This window comes from Moorella mulderi DSM 14980 (assembly GCF_001594015.1).
GTDB classification, from domain to species: domain Bacteria; phylum Bacillota; class DSM-521; order Neomoorellales; family Neomoorellaceae; genus Neomoorella; species Neomoorella mulderi.
In genome coordinates this window covers 23,608-44,618 of record NZ_LTBC01000017.1, presented here as the reverse complement: position 1 = coordinate 44,618, position 21,011 = coordinate 23,608, and the positions used below count along the sequence as shown (strand labels likewise).

Here is a 21,011-nt window from a genome sequence, read left to right as displayed (position 1 = left end):
GGGGGCGGTTCTGACGGCGGCGGGGGCGGCGGTTCCGGCACCGGAGGCAGCGGCCCCATGCCTGTACCCGGCACCTCGATGTATTTCTCCACCACCGTGCGCCGCAATACCCCGTCGCTCACCCGGAGTTCCAGCTTTACCTTCTGTCCCGGGGCCTTATTTACCGTATACTGCACGGTTTTTGAAAATTGCTGCCTGCTCTCTTCCCCGCCGGCCAGCCACTGGCCATCGGCGTAGAGGTTGTAGTAAATTTTATTCTTCCACTCAGGAACCCTGGAGGAAACGAAAGAAGTACCGCTTATATTGATGGTCACCGTCTGGCCCTGGGTAGCCTGGGTAGGGGTGCCGAGGTAAGCAAAGGGCTTGGAGGTGGGTCGGATAGTCACCGTCTTGGTAGCTGCGTCCCAGGAGACGTCACCCGTACCGCACATGTCGGCCACCCCCCGGACGTGCACCCGGGTGGTGCTCCAGCCCCGGTTCGCGCCCCACCCTTCTATCCGGGCCTTGAAAAGCTGCCAGTTAGCCGGATCTTGGACGAAATCAGGGTTGCCGCCCAGTTCGTCGGCCCATGACTCCAGCAGGCCAGTCTGTAACATAACCGCGCCTAGCTGGGAGGGTACTATATAACCTCCCTGGGGCTGGCCGAGAAGGTACTCGAAGTACATACCTTCGCCAAGCATTCTACCTGAGGGGTCCTTAATATGAGAGAAACCCTTGTACCAAAAATACTTAAAATCCGGATTAAACCCCAGGAACTGACCCAGGTATGAACCGGGGTCAAAGAACTGAACATAGGTTTCCTCCTTGATTTTAAGATCGCTCATATTGTCGGGCACCAGGGCCAGGGCCGGGTCAGGCCGGGCAAGGGAAATCATGGCAACTACAAACAACACAAGGATAAACAGCCAGCCATGCGAGAAACGTCTTTTTCTCATAAGGGACCCTCCTTTCTAGGCAACTTAAGAATTCGGACTGTTAACCCATAAAACATCACCCCCAAAAAAGAAAAACCCCGGCATAGCCGGGGTCAATAAAAGCTTATTATCTATGCGAAATAATAATATTTATCCAACCATACGTAGCACTCATCACATAAACACGCGTGTTGTCGCAAGTGTAAAAATCCTTACCTTCAAGAAGATAAGGGATAGTTGTCTTTTCCCTATAATACTCCGCCACCTGTTCAGCAAACTCTTTGCCAAACTTGCTGGCCAAGATTATCTCTGCCTGCCTGTACCCTTCTTCGGTGCCCCCGTCGTTTAAGGGAGCAACACCGATTTCCATTTCAATCGTATCGGTAAAGCGGGGTACTATATTTACTCCCGCATGGGTCTTATACAAATACTTCGGCATTACGGAATCCCTGTAGGCCAGCCTCCCGTCAGGGTCCGGTATCTTATATCCCCTATCAATCCACACCCAATCCTTGAATAGCTCCACCGCCTTGCTTAAATCCGGCCTGGGATCACCTTTCGGCCACAGATAAACAACCTGGCTGCCGTCATCCCAGCCCACCTCATAGCCCAGGGCTTCGGCCACGTAACGGGCGGGCAGGTAGACCCGGCCCTCCTTAAGCAAAGGAGCCACGTCCATCTCCCTGGCCTCTTCGCCTACATACATCACCTTGCCGTCTACGGCCAGGGTAATGGTTTCATTATCAGTGATCAGGGTGACCGTATTGGCCGAAGGGCTCCAGGATACCTTGTCGTCCGGCACGCCCAAAGCCCTGGCCAGGTAGCGTACCGGTACAAAGGAGCGGCCCTGTTCGGCAAAAGGTGCCGCATCGGTTTTTACGGGCATTACGTTGTCGATGACGTACTCAGATTTGCCTAACATGAAGGCGATGCTTGCGGCATCCCCGGCCTGGGCTGTAGACGCCCCGGCAAAAAGGAGAAATAAGAAGGCAAAGAAAAAGGCTGTAGCGGTTAATTTGCGCTGCATAGTAATACCCTCCTTCTTTTTTGACAACCTCAGGATGAGATGATTGATTTAGTCTTTTTATCATCCTTCTTACCATTTTAGCCAGCGTCTACCATATCATCAATCCCTGTATGTCACTCAGTCTTTCTAATAACCCTGGGCGCTACCGTCGAATGCACATATATGGTCGTCACCTCCCTGTAATCCGGCCTCACCACCCTTATCCAGGGTCCTATTTTCACTGGGAAGCTGATAATGGCCGTAACCGCGGGCCTAGTTATGGTTTCCCTGAAGTCGCCATATTGGTAACTGAAGGGCACATCGTTAGCCACATGGAAGTACTCCACCCCGACCGTCCCGTCCGCCATGGAACCGGAAAGGGGATTGTTGTTGCCGTCCAGCCGTAAATTCTCCCGCAAGCAGGTATAAAACGCCTTTTTAGCCTCCTGTTCCAGGATAACAACCCGGGAGTTTTCGGCATCGGCCAACGCGGCCCTGTCTATTTGGGCGGCCGCAGCCTTAAGGGCAATGTTCAAGGCGTGCCTGGCGCTGATTTTAACGGCCAGCAAATACCCAACATCCATCACCAGTGCGATCATTACTATAGCTACCAGGCTAAAAAACAAGGATAGAATGGCTGCCGAACCTTTATTGTCCCGCATCACTCGAAATACGCCTCGCTTACGGCCGCCGCTCGGGTCTTCAGGACCAGGTTTTCCTCCTGCACCAACCAGTTCCCGAGGGTGCCCACCAGGAAGGTCTTAAACCTCACCGGGTACATCACCCCCACCACTACCTGGTCCCCGCGCTGGACATTATCCCCGGCCGGCGTACCCCAGACGACTATGGTGCCGGGGGAATAATACGGCGAACTTGCCAGGTAATCCAGGCTCAGATCCTTGCCGTTGACCGTCCAGCGGCTGAGGTAATCTGCTATCTCCAGGCGGGTGTCTTCCGAAAACCCGCCTGCGCTTGCCGCCCTGGCGGCGGCGGAAGCTGTGGCATAGTTTACCACCGCCCAGTCGTAAACCAGAAAACCCATCTCCACCAGTAAGAAAAAAATCATCAGGAAGACCGGCAGCACCAGAAGCGTCTCTATAAAGGTATTGCCCCTCTTCTCCTTAAACACCCGTAAAAGCACGTAAGCATCACCTCAAAAAAATAGGCCGCAGGGGGGAATACCCTGCGGCCCGGCAAAAATCAGGGCGTGCCGATAGCATTAATCTTAGAAACCATTTCAGTGAACTTGGTGCCTATGGCCGTGGCTAATGTAAGGATGAAAGGCGAGATCGTGAGCACGAAGAGGATGATCCACAGGGCGTTCTCGATGAAGCTGGAGCCGCGCCTGTCGGCAAGCAACCCTTTAATAAACCCAGGCGCTAGTTTATGTCGGGCACTTGCACGTCGGAAATGCTCTGCCTGATCTGGTCCAGCTTCGGCGTAACCCCCTGGCTGGCCAGGGCGTACCCCGCGCCCGCCACCAGGAGCACCACCACGATGATCCACAAGGCGTTTTCGATAAAGCTGGACCCCCTCTGGTCGCGCAAAGGTTTGAGCAGGTTTTTTATAAAACCCATGTTTCACCGCATACCTCCTTCCCGGCACGCCCTGATATAATAAAAAAAGCGCGGGTAAGACCGCGCTTGATTGACTTTCCTGCTCCCTGCATAGGATATTTGCAAAAAAGCAGGAATATTTGGTTGGACAACGAAATATAGCTCATACCAAAAGTAAAAAGGAAGGTTTCTATAATGTACCTCCCTGAAGATGCAACTATAAACAATATCGTTTGCTACCTCCGCCGTTCCCGGCAGGACATAGCCCGGGAAAGGCGAACCGGTGAGGATACCCTGGCAGCCCAAAGGAAATTAATGGTCGACGAACTGGAAAGGCTAAAAACCCCGTATGATATAGCCGAAGAAATTGGCTCCGGGGATAAAATAGAAACCCGCCCCGTATTCCAACAGGTAATTAAAGAACTAAAAGAGGGTAAATACGACGCCATAGCCGTCAAGGAGATACCCCGCCTAGGCAGGGGCACTTATACCGACATGGGCCAGATTTATGATCTCATTGTAAATAAACGTATCTTTATCCTCACCCCCTTTAAGACGTATGACCCGCAAAACAGCGCTGACCTCCGCCAGATCCGGTTCGAGTTGTTCCTCGCAAGAGAAGAATTTGAAATGACCCGCGAACGCTTAATCGGGGCCAGGTATACATACGCCAAAGAAGGGAAATGGGTTGCCGGCTCAGTACCCTACGGCTACCGTTTAAACCAGAACACCATGCGCCTTGAACCCTACGAAGAGGAAGCCAAAGTAGTAAGGCTCATATTTGATCTTTTCAATAACGGGCTGGAAGGGAAAGAGGTATCCCACAAAGCTATAGCCACTTACCTTACCCGCCTGGGTATTACCAGCCCCGGCCGGGCTGCACGTTGGAATTTCCTTTCAGTAAAGCGAATATTAGAAAACGAGGTTTATATCGGTACCGTGAAATTCCGCACCAGCAGGAGGGTTAAAAACAGGCATTATGAACGGCCCCAATCAGAATGGATAGTTGTGCCTGGCGCCCACCAGCCCATAATAGATAAAGAAACCTGGGAAAAAGCCCGGGCAAAAATTAACCTCAAAAACACCAGCCGCCCCCATGTAAAAATGGATTTTTCACCCTGCGAGTTGGCCGGCCTGGTCGTCTGCGCTAAATGCGGCAAACACATGATCAGGCAGTTAAATATCCAGCATTACCGCAAAAAAACAGGAGGAACCAGTGTCTATCATAAAGAATTCTTATTCTGCCCTAATGGTTGTGGCTTTGTAAAATACCGGGATGTAGAGGCAGGTATTTTAAATTACCTGGAACAACTGGGCGAATTTGATGTACAAAAACTGACAGAGATGTTTAATGAAACCTATAACGCCCAGAAAGAGGCGGCGGCCACCCTGGACGTTGCCGAAGCCATAGAACAAAAAAAAGCCGAACTCAGGCGCAGGTTGAACTTTATCTGCGAGAAATATGAAGCAGGTATTTACGACGACCAGACCTTTTTGGAGCGCCAGCAAGAAATAAAAAGGGAGATGGCCCTTTTAGAAAATATCCCGCAAAATAATAAAACCCCGGACGACACCGAGCGGGAAATGGTGACCCTGAAAGAAAACATTAAAACCTTCCTGGCGGCTTATCATGCAGCCAAAGACAAGACGGCAAAAAATAATTTGCTGCGCGGCCTTATCTCAGCAGTATATCTTACCAAGACAGGCAAGGGCAAGTTTAACCTGGAAATATACCCTTTATTCTCGTTCACGAAGTAGTTTCGTCAAGAGGCGGCTAATTGGTGGTATGAGGTTACTGTCTACTCGTCGGCCGAGATCAAAGCAAAGCGGCCAGCCTTAAAGTTGCCCTCCTGGGAAAGGCTGAGCAAGTTATAAAGGAATTTCTCGTCACATTTTAGCATTTCCTGTTAGTCTTAGAACCATACAACGCCATTTCCGAACCTGGCCCAAACCTGTACTGGATGACCACCTTGGACCGGCGCTTCCCATCTTCCTCGATAGTATAAACGTCAATCCGCTTAACCAGGGCCTGTATGATTTCGCCTTTTTGCTCATCAGTTACGTCCTGTAACCGTTTCGCCAGGTCCTCCATAAGAACCTGGGCGGTAATGGCTTCCGTTTCAAACTGCTGGGCCGATTGCTGCTTGCTGAAAAGGAAATCTCGCCTGGCTACCAGGGTCTCAATCTCCCGGCTCAAGTTTTTTAACTCCTCCTCGGCTTCTTGGTCCGAAATTACACCCCGAGCACAGAATGAAAGCACCTTGCCCCTGGCCGCCTGCTTCTCGAGGATTGCCTTCTCCAGCGCCGCCAGCTCATCTTTTACCGGGTCCAATTCCTGCTTGTTCTCTTTAATTTTAGCCTCCATTATTTCGCGAACCTTTCCCGGATCCTTAGCAAACTCCTCAATATCCTGCCAGACGGCTTCTTCAATGTCCCTGGCCCGGATCATCTTCGCGTTGCATAGCCGGCCGGCACCATTATTTAAAGTACCGGTACACCGATAGTAGACTCGCCCCTCTTTACTCATACCCGAACTGCCTACCATCCGCCGGCCGCAGTTGCCACAGAAGATAAGTCCCCGGAGCAGGTAGTTACGCCCCCGGCTCCCCCGGGCGGCGTCGGCGTTATCTATGAGCTTGGCCTGGGCGGCAACAAAATCCTGGCTGGAAACTATGGCCGGTACCGGTATCTCTATGGTATCCTTCCTCCGCTTAGAGCGTTTGAGGTAGGTATAGGTTCCCGTATAGGCCTCAGTCCGGAGGATAATAGAGATATGGCCGGCATGCCACTTCCCGGTGCTCTTATTCTTCGTCCGCTTGGATTTAGCCGGTGTAGGGATGCTGCGGGCATTTAGGTATTTGGCGATGTCGATAGTACTCATTCCATCAAGGTAGAGCCGGAAGATCAGACGGATCGTCTCGGCCTCTTCCTCATAGACTTCCAGTGCCCCATCGGCCCCGATCCGGTATCCGAAGGGAGGCATCCCGGTGACCCATTTCCCCTGGCGCGCCTTCCGGTCTTTGCCCATCTGGGTGCGCTCCAGGATAGTGTCCCGCTCCAGGGCAGCTATGCTGGCGAGAAGGGTCATAAAGAACTTGCCGGTAGGGGTGCCGGTGTCGAAGGCCTCGGTCATGCTTTTGAGGGCGATGCCTTGCTTCTCAAGAAGATCATATGTATCTAAAACATGCTTTACGCTCCGGGCCAGGCGGTCCAGCCGGTATACATATAGCACTTGAAATTTCCCAGCCCGGGCATCCGCTACCAGGCGGGCGCCGGCTGGTCGATCGGGAAGAGCGACGGTCCCGGAAACACCCTCATCAAGATAAAACTCATGATCTGTTATCCCCGCCTCGGGACCGTGGAGGTCCAAATACTTTTTCGCATATTGGACTTGACCCTCTATAGTCCCTCTTTCGGCCTGTTCCTCCGAAGATACCCGGCAGTAGATAGCTGCTTTGGCCATCCCGGCGCCCTCCCGTTACCATTTTATGCTTGTTGTTGGACAACTCATGCCTTGAATATATTATACCAATCCGGCACCGGGGAGGGTGGCCTCATGGAGATGGAAATAGAGAGGATTTATTCCGACGATCCGGCGGATTGGGAAGCAGTGGCGGAATTTATTATAAAGTTTCTTGGGCAATACTTAAAAGCCGGGGCATAAACCCCGGCTAGAGAACCTACCTTCCCTCTTCACCCGCGGCGCAAGCGAACTGGAAATTGCGTTTTGTCAAGCCTATTCCAATTAATAAATTTTCCGTCTTTACTTTTCGCAAAGAGGTCTATCTCTTTGCATATTGCAAGTTATAATTATATCGAGGGGATATATATGACTTTCGGCTCGAGATTAAAAGAGTTACGTCTTGATAAAGGGCTTACTCAATCAGAGTTGGCAAAAATGCTTTCATTAGGAGAATCTACGATTTCTTTTTATGAAGCAGACAAAAGAGAACCCGATTATTATACGTTACAACGAATAGCCGATTTTTTTAGGGTAAGCACCGATTATCTTTTCGGACGCACTGATAATCCTTTACCGCCCGATATGACCTCTCAAATACCTATATTAGGCAACATTCGCGCTGGCATACCTTTATTAACCGAAGAGAATTATGAAGGGGAATTAGATATTCCCGCCGATATTAAAGCTGATTTTGCCTTGCAGGTAAAAGGCGACAGCATGATAGGAGTAGGGATCCACGAGGGCGATTATGCATTATGTTGTGAATCCCAAATAGTGCATTCAGGGGATATTGTAGTAGCATTACATGATATTGCTTCGGGTTTCTCGGAGGCAACCCTAAAGTATTTTTTTAGGGATAGTAAAAAGGGCGATATATTAAGAGCAGCTAACCCCGATTTTGAAGATATTGTGATGGATGAAAGCTATCGTATAGGTGGAATTATGGTGGCTTTACTTAAAAAAGAGCCTCCCCCTTACTGGCATTTTACGAATTATTTATCTACCAGGGATATAACATTAAAAGAATGGGACTCCGTTATTCAAAAAGCCATCCAGTGCGGAATTACACCAGCCCAACTAAAAGAAATTATTGATATACAGTGGAATATGATGCAAAAATTTATGCGAAAGTAGATAATAGAGACCGCCGAATGGCGGTTTTAGTATATGAGCATAATTCGACAAAAAATGACAAGCTTGAGGTGGTTTAATTGGGCTGGAGGTTCCGAAAAAGTATTAGGATCGCAAAAGGAGTTCGCCTAAACTTAAGCAAACGCGGCGTTGGACTAAGTGTCGGAGGAAAAGGCTTTCGAGTAGGCATTGGTCCTCGTGGTGCTTATACCTCAACAAGCATTCCGGGAACAGGACTTTATTCCATTAACTATTTTGGAAAAAATAAAAGCAGAGACTTCCCTAAAGCTGAGCAGAATTTTTCTAGCCAGCCCAAAATTGAAGGTTATAATCTTAACATGCCTCCAGAGTTGGCCACTAGTTCAATTTATACAGCTCTTGGATGTTTATGGTTTTTGATATCCGTAATATTTCTCTTTATTTGGTGGCCCATCGGTATTCTAGGAATTATAATCCAAATAGCGTGGGCAGCTAAATCCGCCAATTCCCCCACTGGAAAAGCCAAGAATCATTTCCTGCAAGGGAAAATAGCTCTGCAAAAAGGTGAATGGCAAAAGGCTTTAGAAGAATTTTTGAAAGTCTTGGAGGTTAATCCAAAAATTAACTCATTATACCGCGAAATAGCCTTTTTGTATAGGCGCTTAGATAATCCAGAAGAAGCAGCTAAGTACTTTGAAAAATATCTTACAAGTTATCCAGATGATGCTGTAATTAAGTTAAATTATGCTAGTATATTGGGGATTACCAAACAATACCATAAGGCCATAGAGATCTTACAAAGCCTACCGCCTGAAATGAAACAAGAATTAGTAGTAATAAATACGCTAGCTTCCGCTTTTCTCGGTTTAAATAAACCTGAGTTGGCACTTGAGGTTCTAGAAAAAGGCCCTGTTCGTAGCCGAAAAACCATGGATGAACAAATGAAGTTATTCCGCTATTTGTTAGGAATAACTTATAAAGAATTAGGAGAGAACAATAAAGCTATAAAGCAATTTTATAAGATATATGTCGAGGATACAGAATATGAAGATGTCAAGGCTCTGTTGAAAGAATTGGATCCTTCATTTGGAGGATGAAACGAAGAAGACAATTGATGTTCTCAACTACCTGAAGGTAAAGTGGGAACGTGAGAAGAAAAAAAGGGAAAAGAAAAGGGGTGATTTTTAATGAGCTTGCCCAAAGAAGAGCTTCACCGCCTGGTTGACAGGCTTCCGGAGCAAAACGTAGCAAGGGCCAAAAGATACCTGGAAAGGCTGGTAAAAGCGTACAACCAGAAAGCGCAGCCATGTCGCGATCGCATAACAAGCCTTTCTATATTGATCCTACCTGTCCTAAATGCGGCACCCCCCTTGTGTTTGCGGACTTATTAGATGATCCCAACACGCCATGGGAAAACGTCTGGTATGACGAATTCATTTGCCCCGTATGTCGCGACTATATTTACCTGGACTGGCCGGAAAGCGAAAGGGCAGCCTTGAATGAGGGGCAAGAGGAAGGCGGCGTTAGCTGGGATGAACTCAAGTGAGAACTCTATGTATAGGAGTGATAAAAATTGGCTTCTCACCGTTTTCTAGTCGTAATCGAGCAAGACGAAGACGGCAAATATATTGCCTCGGTGCCCTCTCTCCCCGGATGCCACACCCAAGCGGATAACCTTACTGACCTGGAGAAGCGCATTCAAGAGGCAATAAGGCTTTACCTCGATGAGAACGCTGATGTTGTTATGCCAGAGGGGAAGTTCATCGGTATTCATCAGGTCGAGGTGCAGGCATGACAAGGCTTGCGATTATTTCTGCTGAAGATATGGAACGCATATTAATCCACTTGGGCTTCGAGCGAAAAAGGCAGGTAGGAAGCCACGTCATGTTTGCCCATCCCGATGGGCGTTGCACAGTTGTTCCCTTCCACAAGGGAGAAGATTTAGCCAGAGGTTTAATCAGAAAAATCCTCCGTGATATAGACATATCCCAGGAAGAATATGAAAAATTAAGGCAAAACGTCCTATAAGAAAACCTGCTACTCCCTTTTTACTACATCAGGCAATCTGTTAAGCAATTAGTAGAAAAATATAAAACCAATGACCCATATCGCCTGGCGCAGGAGATGGTTATTGACGTTGACGAATTCCCCTTTCGCCGGATTAAGGGTCTGATCCTTGAAATAGCCGGGAAGGTTACCATTTACCGTAGAATTGATTACCTGGGACGAAGAGCCGGAACTAAATGAAACCCTGGAGCAATTTGCGGCCAGGGTTGGATTGCCGGTAGATATGATGAGATATAAGGTCATAAAGTAAGAAACCGCCGAACTCGGCGGTTTTGGTGTATATGCAGTTTTCGACAAAAGACGACAAGTCCAGAGGTGAGATCATGCTTAATCTATTCCAAAAAAAGAAACCCAAGGTAACCATGAAACCGGCCCCTGGGCAATGCCCGAAATGTGGCAGCCATATCTATCGTGTTGAGGGGATAAAAGATTTAACGCTTTGGTGTACGAACTGCGGGTGGAATCAGATTGATTATAGCTTAAATAAGCCGTCGTTGTATTGAAAAGCGCTGCGGTTTTGGTGGTGTATAGGCAGGATTCGACAAAAGGTGATAAATAGGAGGTATCATTTTTATGCAAATGCAACTGCAAGGGGCAAATATTGTAGTTGTGTTGTCTCAACCCAATAAAAACGCCGTTAGAGTCAATGAAATTTTAGGCTTATATCCCGGTGAACCCCACACTACACTTTGGTTTCCAGATCCTATTAGCCCGGGAGTCATCGAATTTCCTAACAAAGGTATAGGTATATCACTAACGGAAAATCGCCTGCAAATTCAATCTAGGGTCAATGATAATTTTGCGCTCAATGATTTCTCAGAGATCCTAATGAAGGTGTTGCATCTAACAGGAGGACAAGCCGTAAATGCTTATGGTTTTAACTTTGATTTTATTTGTTCTGGATTGCCGGAAGTAAAAGATATCTTTAGCCTCGCTATTAAACCCACCTCGTTTGAAAATATACCCAATACGGCCTTGAGATTATCTTTCACCAAGGATAATGTATTATTTACCTTAGACTTAGCCGATGATAAACCAAATTTAAAACTGCATATAAATATTCACCACAATGAAAGCCTAAATACGGATATTTTAGCACAACGTACAAGTGAAACGCTTGAAAATGATTGGAATAACAGCCAAAAATTAATTGCTGAGGTGATAGGGAGTGGCAACACCCTTGCCTAAAAATGGACGCCCACAACTTACTTTATATAAAAGTGAACAGCGAAAGGCAGAGACTAATTCTAATAATTTCCCTCCTGACTTTTCGACTGGCATGGGCTATAATGAATTAGAAGAAATTATCGCGACTAGAAATAGGGAATTAATTTATTCTCTGATGATCTATATTCTCAATAGATTTTCCACGCCTGGATTTATAGAGGCGCTTACTGAAACAGCCGCCACCAATGAGGAGGGGCAAAACATGGATTGGCAAGAAAAGTATCTTGACAAGCTGGACCGCGATTTCTCGGAAATAAAAGCGGAGTTCCACGCCATGAGGTCTGAGCTGCAGGCCTCGGCTAAAGCCACAGAGGAACGCGTGGCCCGGATAGTTGACCAGGCACTTGGAGAAATGCGAGACCGTGATAATCAAAGGCATCAGGCATTTCTCGATATAAGAAATTTTTTAGCCGAGGAACGCCGCTGGGTTATTGCTATGGCGGTAACTACTATTTTGGGTGTGGCCGCTATGGTAATCGCTATATTATTAAAAGGCTAAAAGTGCCGACCACGCTTACATCTTGAAGTCATTTACTGCACCCCTATCCTCTCCCCTCCCCGTCTGCTAAACGCCTGAAACACCCAGGCGCTTTCTATTATTAGCTCGCTGTTGTATGGTTCTAAGAATAAACTGGAACTCCATGATTCCCCGGTTGGCAATATTGAGTTCACCGTCAAAACGGTAGGCCCGGGGGTCTGATTCGGAACCGTATTCGGCAATGGTGGAAAAATCGATGCTACCGGTGAGTTCGGCAATATCCTGGGACTTGGGGTCAGAAGGGCTGAAGGTGCCGATGCCGACCCGTTTCTCTTCCGAAAGGACGATGCGTTCCACCGGTACCTCCTCTACCCGGCCGTCATATTTCTCTTCGACCATCAGCTGGCAGACGGGGCAGAGGCTACCTTCGATATAGATGCCGTATTCCTTCTGGAACTCCGGCCTGAGCTCCCGGGGAATGAGGTGCAGGGGTTCTTCGTGCATGGGACAGCCTTTAATGGCATAGATGGCGCCGGCGTCGGTCTGGCTGTACCTTTCCAGGCCACGTTTAAGCATAGTCACGATGGTCGACTTGCCGCCACTGACCGGCCCCATGAGGAGCAGGATGCGCTTGCGCACATCCAGCCGGCAGGCTGCCGAATGAAAATACTCTTCCACCAGCTTTTCCAGGGTACGCTCCAGCCCGAAGATCTCTTCGCTAAAAAAACGGTAGCGCTTGACACCGTCAAATTCTTCCACCCCGGCACCAGCAATCATGTCATATATCCGGGCATGGGCCAGCCGCGCCAGCCTGGGATTCTTAATCACCATGGCCAGGTAGTCAGCAAAGGTGCCTTCCCAGTATAACTTTTTGGCTTCCTGGCGATATTCCTCCAGACGTTCCAGGATTTTCACCGGCCCTTCCTCCCTTCCAGGGAAAAATAGCAGCGAGTATAAGGTAGGAGTATTATATAATATGTATGAAGGACCGGAAAAAGAAGGCTACTGACAGGAGCAGGAAAACTAAGGAGTGGAGCCGAATGATTATATGAGGAACGGTAAAAAATATCGGCGAGGTGATGGGTTTGGGGTACAAGTACGAGTTTACCTGGCTGATCCGCCTGCCGGTGGATGAATTGCCGGAAAAACCCAACGAACAAAAGGGCGACGGCGAAAACCTGCTCCTGTGGAAGCGCACCAGTGGTAATATTATCCTGGGTTTTTTCCGCCAGGGCCATAAACTGGCCCACCCGGTGGGTATGGAAGCCCTGATTGTTACTAAAAGCGAGGAGGTCCTAGGCTACGGCCACATTGTCAAGTCAGAGATTTACGAACTGCCCGATGGTACCCTGACAACCGTGGTAGAATTTTCCGTGACCCGCCTGTTTGATGAAGAAGAAAAAAGGGTTATCACCCGCATCTTCCGGGAGATGTACGGACAAAGGCAGGCCTAACTAATAACTGCAGTAGCGTCCCTGACCAAAAAAGGGTTGTTTTTCAGGGCCATTAGGTTATAATGGAAAAGAAAATAATCCGGGGAGGTCATCCTCCATGATTTTAGGCAAGCATTTTACCCTGGAAGCCAGTGGTCTTTTAACTTTTGCCGGCGGGGTATTAGCCCCGGAGCCGGACATCCGGCGCCTCGCTGATGTCCTGCCGGTACTCTATGCCGATGTCCCGCCCAGCGACCGGCCCCTTTATTACATGTACCGGGGCGTCTGCCTGGAAAAGGACCGGGAATTGTACCAGCAGCACGACATCCGCTACGATATCACCGTTCTCCTGCCAGGTACCATTGGTAAAGAGTATATTAAAACCGTGGGGCACTTTCACCCGCTGAAACCCCACTCTTCCGAAACCTATCCCGAGTACTACGAGGTACTTGACGGGGAAGCCATTTACCTGCTGCAGAAAAATAACCGCAGCGGCGAAGTGGAAGAAATTATGGCCGTCGAAGCCAAAAAAGGCGACAAGGTCTTCATCCCTCCGGCCTACGGCCATGTAACCATCAACCCGGGCAGCCAGCCCCTGGTCATGGCCAATCTCATTGAGAGCCACTTTTCCTCCCTTTATGGTCCTTTCCGGGAGAAGCGTGGTGCCGCCTACTACTACCTGGAAGGTGAAGATGGCAAAGGGGACTTTGTTAAAAATACCCACTACCAGAATTCGGTGGCCCTGAAGATGGTGGCCGCCCCCAATCTCAGCCAGCCTATAAATATCGTCAAAAATAAATCATTGTACGAAGCCTTTGTGGCCGAACCGGAGGCCTTTAAAATTTTAAAGTAGTACCCCATGGCCGGCAGGACCGGCCACCTACTATGCCTGAAAAGGGCTATTTTCAGGGTAGGCAGTATAACACCCCGGTAAACTTCAAACCGGGGTTTTATGCACTCCGCCGCTCACCGCCGTCTACAGGAAAGCTAAGGCCTCCTCAATCTCCAGGAGCACCCAGGGGTCGGTTTCTTCCCGGCGGGCCTTTTCCAGGGCCGGGCGAGCCGCCGCACCCAGGCGCCCCAGAGCCCAGGCCGCATGCCCCCTTAAGATCGCAGCCGGGGACCGGAGGGCCTGCGCTAAAGATACCATGGCTCCGGGGTCACCCAGATTGCCCAGGGCAATGGCGGCATTGCGCTGGAGTACAGTTTTCCCCCGCCAGGCCAGGGCCGTGGACCCAAAGGTTCGATGAAATTGCTCCTTATTCATAGTAATAATGGTAGCCAAGTCCGGCCGGGTTACTTCGTGACCTGCCCCGGCCACTACTCTTACCCTTCCCTCCTGCCGGCGGGCCACCTCTCGTAATGCCGCCCTCTCCCGCCGGTTGGCCGGGCAGACATCCTGGCAGGCATCACAACCCCAGATATATTGCCCAAAAAGGGGGCGCAGTTCTCCCGGGATCACCCCCCGTTTCTGGGTCAGGTAGGACAGGCAGCGTTCCGGGTCCAGGCGGCCGGGGGCCACTAAAGCTCCCGTCGGGCAGGCCGCCAGGCACCGGCCGCAATCCTCGCAGGCAGCGGGTTCAAGGGGTACACCGGGTTCCAGTTCCAGGTCGGTGATAACGAGGCCCAGGGAGGCGCCCGACCCCAGGCCCGGGATAATCAGGTTGCAGCTGGCGCCGTAATACCCCAGGCCGGCCAGACAGGCAGCCTCCCTTTCCAGCAGGGGGCCGCTGTCAACCTGGAGGGCAGTAAAGCCGGCCCCGCCCTGCTGTAAAAGGCCGGCCAGGTCCTGGAGATGGCCCTGTAGTTCACCATGGTAATCTGGCCCCAGGGCGTAACGGGCAATCAGCCCCTCTCCCGGGCCCGGTGGCCCGGCCAGCTCCGGGTGGGGACTGGCTACCACCACCAGGGAACGGGCCGCCGGGTAAAGAAGCTGGGGCTGGCAGCGTTCTTCCGGGCGACCACTGGCAAAAGGGGTCTTAAGACCCCTTTCCGCCCGCCATTTTAAAGCCGCCTCACCCCGTTCAAAGGGCTGGACCGGGGCTATCCCCAGAACCAGGCCCCGGCGTGACGCCCAATCTTTTAGTTCTGCTACCTGCATGCCCCGGTTTCCCCCTTCCTTATTTATATTATTTTAATAACCTTCATCAGAGGTTTCCAGCCGCCGGCACTTGTCAGGGCCACAGTTAAAACCGCAGACAGGACAGACGCTGGCACTGCCAGGATTGACCTTAAAGGTATTGCCGCAGCGGCTGCAGCGGTAACTCAGCGGGGCATTGTCGGCACCCATCTTTATTTAATCCCTCCTAACATTTTTCCACTTTAGTATAGCCCGGCAGAGTTTACCTTATAAGCAGGAATTTACCACAGGTTAACGCATTAAAAAGCCACCGGTCTATCTCAAGCCCGGTGGCTTTTTACCAGGTGCCTGCCTTCAAGAAGCCCGGCGGCTGTTGCGTTTGAGAATGGCCGGCATAATATCAAAAAAAAGCTGCACCAGGCGGGGGTCAAACTGCTTCCCCGCCCCTGCCGCCAGCTCCTGGATGCCGTCCAGCAAATTTTTGGAATACTGGTAGGCCCGGCAGGAAGTCATGGCATCAAAGGCATCGGCCAGGGCAATAATGCGGGCTCCCAGGGGAATATCGCTGCCCCCCAGGCCATAATAACCCTGCCCGTCCCAGCGTTCATGGTGGTAGGCCACCAGGGGCTCAAGAACCTCAAACTTCTCATTACCGGACAGGATCTGGACGCCAAATTCCGGGTGCCGGCGCATGACCTCCCACTCGCCCGCCGTCAAACGAGCCGCCTTGTGGAGAATGGCCGCCCGCACCCGGGCCTTGCCTATATCGTGCAAGAGCCCCCCCACGGTAATGATGTTCACTTCTTCCTGCTGGAGCCCCAGTCCCTCGGCCAGGGCGCAGGCCAGATTGCCGACATTACAGGAATGCTGGTAAGTCGTCATACTGTGGTTACGCAGGCGATCCAGCAAAACTGCCACTTCTGGTGCCACCGACACCGGGACCACTCCTCTTCCCGCCTGCTACCATTTTAACCGAAAAATTGACAGGCCTCAAGTATCTCTGCCGGCATTTTTCCTGCCTGCAGGCGATCCCCTACCCCTTCAATAGCTTTTTCAGCACCTTGCCTGTCGGGCTTTTGGGCAGTTCTGCTACAAATTCAAATAAACGGGGGATCTTGTAGGCGGCCAGGTGCTCTTTCAAAAACTCTTGCAGCTGCCGCCTGTCGGCAGAGGCCCCTTCCTTCAAAACAATATACGCCTTTACCGTCTCACCCTTTACCGGGTCACCGACGCCAACCACCGCCGCTTCCAGGACGGCCGGGTGGGTCAGGAGGACCTCCTCCACTTCCCGGGGATAGACATTAAAACCGCCCAGGATGATCATGTCCTTCTTGCGGTCGACAATATAAAAATAGCCGTCTTCGTCCTGCCGCGCCAGGTCACCGGTATGGAGCCAGCCGCCCCTTAAGGTGGCAGCCGTCTCTTCCGGCTGGTTATAATAGCCGGCCATAACATTTGGACCCCGAACTACCAGTTCTCCCACCTCGCCCACCGGGACTTCCTGGTCATTATCGTCCACCACTTTAACCTCGATCCCTGGCAGGGGCAGGCCGATGGACCCCGGTTTACGGATGCCGTACAGGGGGTTAAGGCAGACAACGGGCGCCGCTTCGGAAAGGCCGTAGCCCTCCACCAGGGGGAAGGCAAATTTGGCTTCAAAGCCGCGCTGGACTTCCGCCGCTAGGGGCGCCCCGCCGGAAATGGCAAACTTCAAGGCCTTAAATTGACCCTTTTCGGCCATCCGCAAAAGAACGGCATACATGGAAGGCACGCCACAAAAAATGGTAATATCTTCTTCAGAGAGGGTTTTCAGGGTATCCTTGGGCTGGAAGCTTTCTTTAATAGTAATGGTGCTGCCCAGGTACAGGGGCAGGAGGACGCAGGTCGTCCAGGCAAAGCTGTGGAACATGGGTAAAACGCAAAGGAAATTATTATCTGGCCCCAGGTTGGATACGGCGTCCATAGCCTCAATATCCGCCAAAAAATTCCTGTGAGTCAGCATGGCCCCTTTCGGCCGGCCGGTAGTACCGGAGGTATAGAGGAAAACGCAGATATCTTCCTCTGAAGCCGTCACCGGCACTGCCGGCGGTGCAGCCTGGGCCCTGGCTGCGGTTTTATTATCGAGTACCAGCAGGTGTTTTAAGCCCAAGGCTGCCGCATGTTGCGGCGCCAGGCCCATACGCTCCACAATCACCCGGTGAATGACCATAGTGCTGCAGCCCGCTTCCCGGATAATAAAGGCGATCTCCTCGCGGGTCAGCATCAGGTTTAAGGGTACAACGATGGCCCCGGCCTGCAGGGCCCCCAGGTAGCTGTAAACAAACTCCGGGCAGTTGGGGGCGCAGATGGCCACCCTCTCACCGGGCCTTACGCCCAGTTCTTGGAATAACCTGGCGTAGGCATCGATCCATTTAACCAGCTCACTATATGTAACCTGCTCCCCCTGGTAGACCAGGGCCGGGTGTCCAGTAAGTTGCTGGTGTCGCTGCGGTAGTTGCCAGAGTAACATCCCCGAGAACCTCCTTTGAAAGTTATAAATAAAAATTCCCTGCCGGCTAGAGTTTTCCTGCCGGGCAGGGAATTTTACTTTTACCTCTAGGTATAGAAAATCGTCCCGCAATATTAAAAAGCAACCTTAAGCAGGGCTCAGACGTCTCCTCTTAGGATTTGCTCTGGTACAGTTCACCCAGGGCTGCCGCTTCCCGGGCCACCTCCCGGCGCAGTTCCGGCGGTGTCAGGATGGGCAATGAGCTGGCAGCAGGCTTTGGTGTGGGGTTCGCCTTTAAGGTCGCCAATGGCCTTTAGTTCTTCCTTGAGGCGGGCCAGGATTTTCTCCCGCTCCAGTCTGTCTTTTTCCGCCTCTTTGGGGTTGCGGACCAGGATACCCCGCCCCCTTTTTCCGCCGTCACCGACGATACCTTTCATTACTCAAGGTACCTATCAATCAGACCGGAAAGACTTTCGAGGTCTGCGCCAAATTCTGTTTCGCTTATTTCTACCACAATCTGGCCAGCGCTAATACCAAATTTTTCAAGGTACTCCAAGGTAGGAAATCCTTGCTTCTGGCCGATGAATGAACAAAGCCACTGCGGCTGGATGTTCAAGAACAGCCGAATGTTCCTATCGCTTCGCTTAAAAACCTCCAGTGCCTTGCGGCGCACCAAACGATCAACTTCTAGCTTTTTCTCTGCCAGCACTGCCGGATCGTGGAAAAACGCGCCCAGGCTCTCCACGCCTTGCGGCGTTACCTTTCTGGCTAAGACTTCGTAACCCCACACGCCGTATGTTTCCACTGCGAGCACCGGCTGAAAAAAGGGTACGATTTGGGCTTCCGGGTACACGCCTCAAGTTCACATCCTCCCTGCTTATACTGATATTTTCACAAATTGATTTCTCCCTGACGATATCCCGGGCGGATCACAAAAAGGCTTTTAGACCACAATGAAAATCGTGGAGTAACAGGCTGGCTGGACATTTTGAAAGGAGAAGCCATACCCCTTTAGCCCGGGTTGTTCACATTCCGGCAGATTCAACGCGCTGATTACTTACATCATCCTATAAAATACAGGAAACACCCTGGAACATGCATAGTCTCAAAACAAGCAGGCACGGGAAATGTTTGTCCCCTGCCGGGTAAAATGATTTCTCGAGATCACGCCAGCGAAACATCGGCTGCCAGCACGCCAACGATCCTGCCGCTGCCGTCCCGTATAGGCAAAGACAGGGTGCGACAGGGTTGCCGGGTAATGGCCGACACATACACCGTTGATATATACTCTTCCCCGGCCATGGCCCTCTGCCACCAGGGACGGATCCGGGCATTGGCCAGGGCGGCTGGCGGCTGCGAGAAAATAAAGGTACCATCGCTGCGGTTGGAGTAAACCGCTTCCACATCCGGTCTCTTAGCCAGCCATTCCCGAAGAACCACACCGTGACTGCCAGGGTCTAAAACCTGGATTTCCGGCCGGCAGGACAGTTCTCGTAAAGCGGCCATCACCGGCTCCATTCTTGCCTCGTCCTGCGGTGGATTTTCCCCGGTTAACCCGTCCAGGTCGCCGGCATTAGCGTTTTTTTCCACCACGCCGGCCACTTCCGCCAGCATTCCCCCTACTTTTTGGATGCTGGCGAAACTGTTGTCCAGTATTTCCACTGCTGCCCCCAGTTGCTGCAAGTAGCCATTAATTTCCTGGTAGGCTTCGTCAACCCTGGAGCTTATGCCGGCCACCTCCTGCTCAAGGCAGGCGATGCTTTCTTTGACCCGGCCGGTTTCCTGCACTCCGGCATCAATACCCTCCTGCCCCGCCTGGATGCGGGCCACCACCTGTTCCATCTTTTCTTTAATTTCCTGAAGTATAAGACCAGTCTGCTCAACAGCTTGCTGGGTGCGGTCAGACAGTTTTTTCACTTCTCCGGCTACTATGGTAAACCCGCGCCCATGCTCGCCGGCTCGGGCCGCTTCGATGGCGGCATTTAATGAAAGCAATCGGGTGTGCTGGGATATCTGCCCGATACTGGCCACAATCTCATCCACCTGGCTCACTGCCCGCCTCAACCCAGCTATTTCCTCCGATATTCTGGTGGAATCAAGTCGAATACGATCAATGGCCGAGAGGGCCTGCTGCAGCACTTCCTGACATTTATCCACCGATTGCCTGTTTCCCGAGACCTCCCGCGTCAGCTCCTGGCCTAAATCGGAAATGGTTCCCGCAACCTTCTGGAGCTGGTGAAAGGCAGAAACAGCTTCCCCGGCGTTCCGGCTGGCCAGCGACATCTGCTCCACGGCGGAAAAAACCTGACTTGCCGTTGCCTGGTAATCTAGAGTCAATGCGCGTAGCCTTTCCTCTAGGTTCTTTACCTGCTGTAGCGCGCATTGTAATGCCGGGAATTCACCTTCCAGTTTCCTGCCGCCGCCTGGCTTTTCAATAGTACAGACCAGCTTCTCCGAAAGATCACCCAACTCCTGCCGGGTACGCAATAAAACTATCGTCACTGCCGCCAGTGCCGCCATAAGTGCACTTGCCGTCACGGCCAGGGGATGCGGCCACCACCAGCCCCCAAGAACCCCTACCATAGTTCCACCAAGCACTGCCACAATCCCCCATAATCTACTCGCAGCCCGAAGACAACCATTCATAGACTGCACTCCCTTTCTAAGATCATAAAGCCCCCTTCCCGCCCGGGGTGAGCGGAAAGGGGGGGCACCATTACCCTTGTTCCTATGAGCTCTATATTGGCTATTCTAGCATAGATTTTCGACGGGTTTCAAGACTCTTCTAGACGTGTGTCACCGGACTGTGATATTGTCACCCTGTAAGCGGACTGAGAAAATGTCACTATGAGGGGAGAAATCTTTTTGAGTGTCAAAGAATCCCGCAGAGTGTTTGTGATTGAACAAGCCATCAAAGGCAAGATTACCAACAGGCAAGCTGCGGGCGGAAGTCCTGGCCCCCCCGGAGCTACGCCGGGAAGTGGCCCGGGAAGCAAAAGAACTGGCCGGACTGTACGGCCATATTTAGGAGTAAGTGTGATGACATGCCGGCCCCCGGCCCTGTTCCTGCAGTAGTCCTGGCTCAGGGCGAGAAAAAAACCTGTATGCTAACACTATGTTAAATTATTGTTAAACTTTATAAAATTATTGCCTGCCGGTGATAATATGCTAAAATAAAAACGCAATCCA

25 protein-coding genes and 3 pseudogenes are annotated in these 21,011 nt (G+C 51.1%); 11 read left to right on the top strand and 17 right to left on the bottom strand.

What is annotated here, in order from left to right; translation table 11 throughout:
* The 6 genes and pseudogenes from MOMUL_RS13605 to MOMUL_RS13585 all read right to left on the bottom strand — a co-directional run.
* Window positions 1–935: pseudogene (locus MOMUL_RS13605) on the bottom strand (hypothetical protein); the annotation flags it as partial.
* A 106-nt stretch (window positions 936–1,041) separates the two neighbouring features.
* Window positions 1,042–1,941: a copper amine oxidase N-terminal domain-containing protein gene (locus MOMUL_RS13600; protein WP_062285677.1), complete on the bottom strand. Its 900-nt coding sequence runs from the start codon at window positions 1,939–1,941 to the stop codon at window positions 1,042–1,044.
* Window positions 1,942–2,054: 113 nt separating this feature from the next.
* Window positions 2,055–2,582: a hypothetical protein gene (locus tag MOMUL_RS13595; RefSeq protein ID WP_062285675.1), complete on the bottom strand. Its 528-nt coding sequence runs from the start codon at window positions 2,580–2,582 to the stop codon at window positions 2,055–2,057.
* On the bottom strand, window positions 2,582–3,061 hold the full coding sequence (locus MOMUL_RS13590; protein ID WP_062285673.1) for a TadE/TadG family type IV pilus assembly protein: 480 nt from the start codon (window positions 3,059–3,061) through the stop codon (window positions 2,582–2,584). The genes MOMUL_RS13595 and MOMUL_RS13590 overlap by 1 nt, the downstream gene beginning before the upstream one ends.
* Before the next feature lie 59 nt (window positions 3,062–3,120).
* Window positions 3,121–3,279 carry a hypothetical protein gene (locus MOMUL_RS16730; RefSeq protein ID WP_161485024.1) on the bottom strand — a complete coding sequence of 53 codons (159 nt, stop codon included), beginning with the start codon at window positions 3,277–3,279 and terminating at the stop codon, window positions 3,121–3,123.
* A 20-nt stretch (window positions 3,280–3,299) separates the two neighbouring features.
* Window positions 3,300–3,497, bottom strand: a complete 198-nt coding sequence (locus MOMUL_RS13585; protein ID WP_062285671.1) for a hypothetical protein — start codon at window positions 3,495–3,497, stop codon at window positions 3,300–3,302.
* Window positions 3,498–3,671: 174 nt separating this feature from the next.
* On the opposite strand from MOMUL_RS13585, the gene MOMUL_RS13580 reads away from it, so the two are divergent.
* Window positions 3,672–5,234 (top strand): recombinase family protein, encoded by a 1,563-nt coding sequence (locus MOMUL_RS13580; RefSeq protein ID WP_062285669.1) that lies wholly within the window; start codon window positions 3,672–3,674, stop codon window positions 5,232–5,234.
* A gap of 44 nt (window positions 5,235–5,278) precedes the next feature.
* On the opposite strand, the pseudogene MOMUL_RS16350 reads toward MOMUL_RS13580, so the two are convergent.
* Window positions 5,279–5,383, bottom strand: a pseudogene (locus MOMUL_RS16350) (hypothetical protein); the annotation flags it as partial.
* A complete protein-coding gene (locus tag MOMUL_RS17405) occupies window positions 5,371–6,939 on the bottom strand; it encodes a recombinase family protein (RefSeq protein WP_062285667.1) in 1,569 nt (522 codons plus the stop codon). The gene MOMUL_RS17405 and the pseudogene MOMUL_RS16350, both read right to left, overlap by 13 nt.
* 327 nt (window positions 6,940–7,266) lie before the next feature.
* Between MOMUL_RS17405 and MOMUL_RS13570 the strand changes: the two genes are divergently transcribed.
* From MOMUL_RS13570 to MOMUL_RS13550, 5 genes are all read left to right on the top strand, one after another.
* Window positions 7,267–8,073, top strand: coding sequence for a LexA family protein (locus MOMUL_RS13570; protein ID WP_084785666.1), 807 nt, complete (start codon window positions 7,267–7,269; stop codon window positions 8,071–8,073).
* Between the two features lie 77 nt (window positions 8,074–8,150).
* Window positions 8,151–9,146, top strand: a complete 996-nt coding sequence (locus MOMUL_RS13560; RefSeq protein ID WP_064774440.1) for a DUF4236 domain-containing protein — start codon at window positions 8,151–8,153, stop codon at window positions 9,144–9,146.
* Between the two features lie 209 nt (window positions 9,147–9,355).
* Window positions 9,356–9,595, top strand: a complete 240-nt coding sequence (locus MOMUL_RS16725) for a hypothetical protein (protein ID WP_161485023.1) — start codon at window positions 9,356–9,358, stop codon at window positions 9,593–9,595.
* A 27-nt stretch (window positions 9,596–9,622) separates the two neighbouring features.
* Complete coding sequence (locus MOMUL_RS13555) at window positions 9,623–9,844, top strand: type II toxin-antitoxin system HicB family antitoxin (protein ID WP_062285659.1); 222 nt, start codon at window positions 9,623–9,625, stop codon at window positions 9,842–9,844.
* Window positions 9,841–10,077 carry a type II toxin-antitoxin system HicA family toxin gene (locus MOMUL_RS13550; RefSeq protein ID WP_062285657.1) on the top strand — a complete coding sequence of 79 codons (237 nt, stop codon included), beginning with the start codon at window positions 9,841–9,843 and terminating at the stop codon, window positions 10,075–10,077. Before MOMUL_RS13555 ends, MOMUL_RS13550 begins: the two co-directional genes overlap by 4 nt.
* Window positions 10,078–10,125: 48 nt before the next feature.
* Here MOMUL_RS13550 and MOMUL_RS16950 read toward each other — a convergent pair whose 3' ends face one another.
* A complete protein-coding gene (locus MOMUL_RS16950; protein ID WP_062285655.1) occupies window positions 10,126–10,359 on the bottom strand; it encodes a hypothetical protein in 234 nt (77 codons plus the stop codon).
* 330 nt (window positions 10,360–10,689) lie between these two features.
* Here MOMUL_RS16950 and MOMUL_RS13540 point away from each other — a divergent pair, with 330 nt between their 5' ends.
* Window positions 10,690–11,304: a hypothetical protein gene (locus MOMUL_RS13540; RefSeq protein ID WP_062285652.1), complete on the top strand. Its 615-nt coding sequence runs from the start codon at window positions 10,690–10,692 to the stop codon at window positions 11,302–11,304.
* Entirely contained in the window at window positions 11,285–11,842 is a 558-nt protein-coding gene (locus MOMUL_RS13535; RefSeq protein ID WP_153018418.1) for a hypothetical protein, read from the top strand. The genes MOMUL_RS13540 and MOMUL_RS13535 overlap by 20 nt, the downstream gene beginning before the upstream one ends.
* Window positions 11,843–11,962: 120 nt before the next feature.
* Here MOMUL_RS13535 and MOMUL_RS13530 read toward each other — a convergent pair.
* A pseudogene (locus MOMUL_RS13530) lies at window positions 11,963–12,736 on the bottom strand (protein prkA); the annotation flags it as partial.
* A gap of 164 nt (window positions 12,737–12,900) precedes the next feature.
* Here MOMUL_RS13530 and MOMUL_RS13525 point away from each other — a divergent pair.
* Both MOMUL_RS13525 and MOMUL_RS13520 read left to right on the top strand, forming a co-directional pair.
* Window positions 12,901–13,275, top strand: a complete 375-nt coding sequence (locus tag MOMUL_RS13525; RefSeq protein WP_106007216.1) for a hypothetical protein — start codon at window positions 12,901–12,903, stop codon at window positions 13,273–13,275.
* Between the two features lie 97 nt (window positions 13,276–13,372).
* Entirely contained in the window at window positions 13,373–14,107 is a 735-nt protein-coding gene (locus tag MOMUL_RS13520) for a glucose-6-phosphate isomerase family protein (protein WP_062285648.1), read from the top strand.
* Window positions 14,108–14,230: 123 nt separating this feature from the next.
* Here the strand turns inward: MOMUL_RS13520 and queG are convergent, their stop codons facing one another.
* From queG to MOMUL_RS13490, 7 genes are all read right to left on the bottom strand, one after another.
* Window positions 14,231–15,355, bottom strand: a complete 1,125-nt coding sequence (gene queG / locus MOMUL_RS13515) for a tRNA epoxyqueuosine(34) reductase QueG (RefSeq protein WP_062285646.1) — start codon at window positions 15,353–15,355, stop codon at window positions 14,231–14,233.
* A 33-nt stretch (window positions 15,356–15,388) separates the two neighbouring features.
* Complete coding sequence (locus MOMUL_RS16720; RefSeq protein ID WP_161485022.1) at window positions 15,389–15,544, bottom strand: hypothetical protein; 156 nt, start codon at window positions 15,542–15,544, stop codon at window positions 15,389–15,391.
* A gap of 144 nt (window positions 15,545–15,688) precedes the next feature.
* The gene (locus MOMUL_RS13510; protein WP_062285644.1) at window positions 15,689–16,270 is read right to left on the bottom strand and encodes an HD-GYP domain-containing protein; all 582 of its coding nucleotides are present in this window, start codon (window positions 16,268–16,270) and stop codon (window positions 15,689–15,691) included.
* 97 nt (window positions 16,271–16,367) lie between these two features.
* Complete coding sequence (locus MOMUL_RS13505; protein WP_062285642.1) at window positions 16,368–17,843, bottom strand: long-chain-fatty-acid--CoA ligase; 1,476 nt, start codon at window positions 17,841–17,843, stop codon at window positions 16,368–16,370.
* 173 nt (window positions 17,844–18,016) lie between these two features.
* Window positions 18,017–18,259 carry a hypothetical protein gene (locus MOMUL_RS13500; protein ID WP_062285640.1) on the bottom strand — a complete coding sequence of 81 codons (243 nt, stop codon included), beginning with the start codon at window positions 18,257–18,259 and terminating at the stop codon, window positions 18,017–18,019.
* Complete coding sequence (locus MOMUL_RS13495; protein WP_062285638.1) at window positions 18,259–18,675, bottom strand: EAL domain-containing protein; 417 nt, start codon at window positions 18,673–18,675, stop codon at window positions 18,259–18,261. The genes MOMUL_RS13500 and MOMUL_RS13495 overlap by 1 nt, the downstream gene beginning before the upstream one ends.
* A gap of 311 nt (window positions 18,676–18,986) precedes the next feature.
* Entirely contained in the window at window positions 18,987–20,468 is a 1,482-nt protein-coding gene (locus MOMUL_RS13490) for a methyl-accepting chemotaxis protein (RefSeq protein ID WP_084785665.1), read from the bottom strand.
* Window positions 20,469–20,721: 253 nt separating this feature from the next.
* Here MOMUL_RS13490 and MOMUL_RS17400 point away from each other — a divergent pair, with 253 nt between their 5' ends.
* Complete coding sequence (locus MOMUL_RS17400; protein WP_161485020.1) at window positions 20,722–20,850, top strand: WYL domain-containing protein; 129 nt, start codon at window positions 20,722–20,724, stop codon at window positions 20,848–20,850.
* Window positions 20,851–21,011 lie beyond the last annotated feature (161 nt).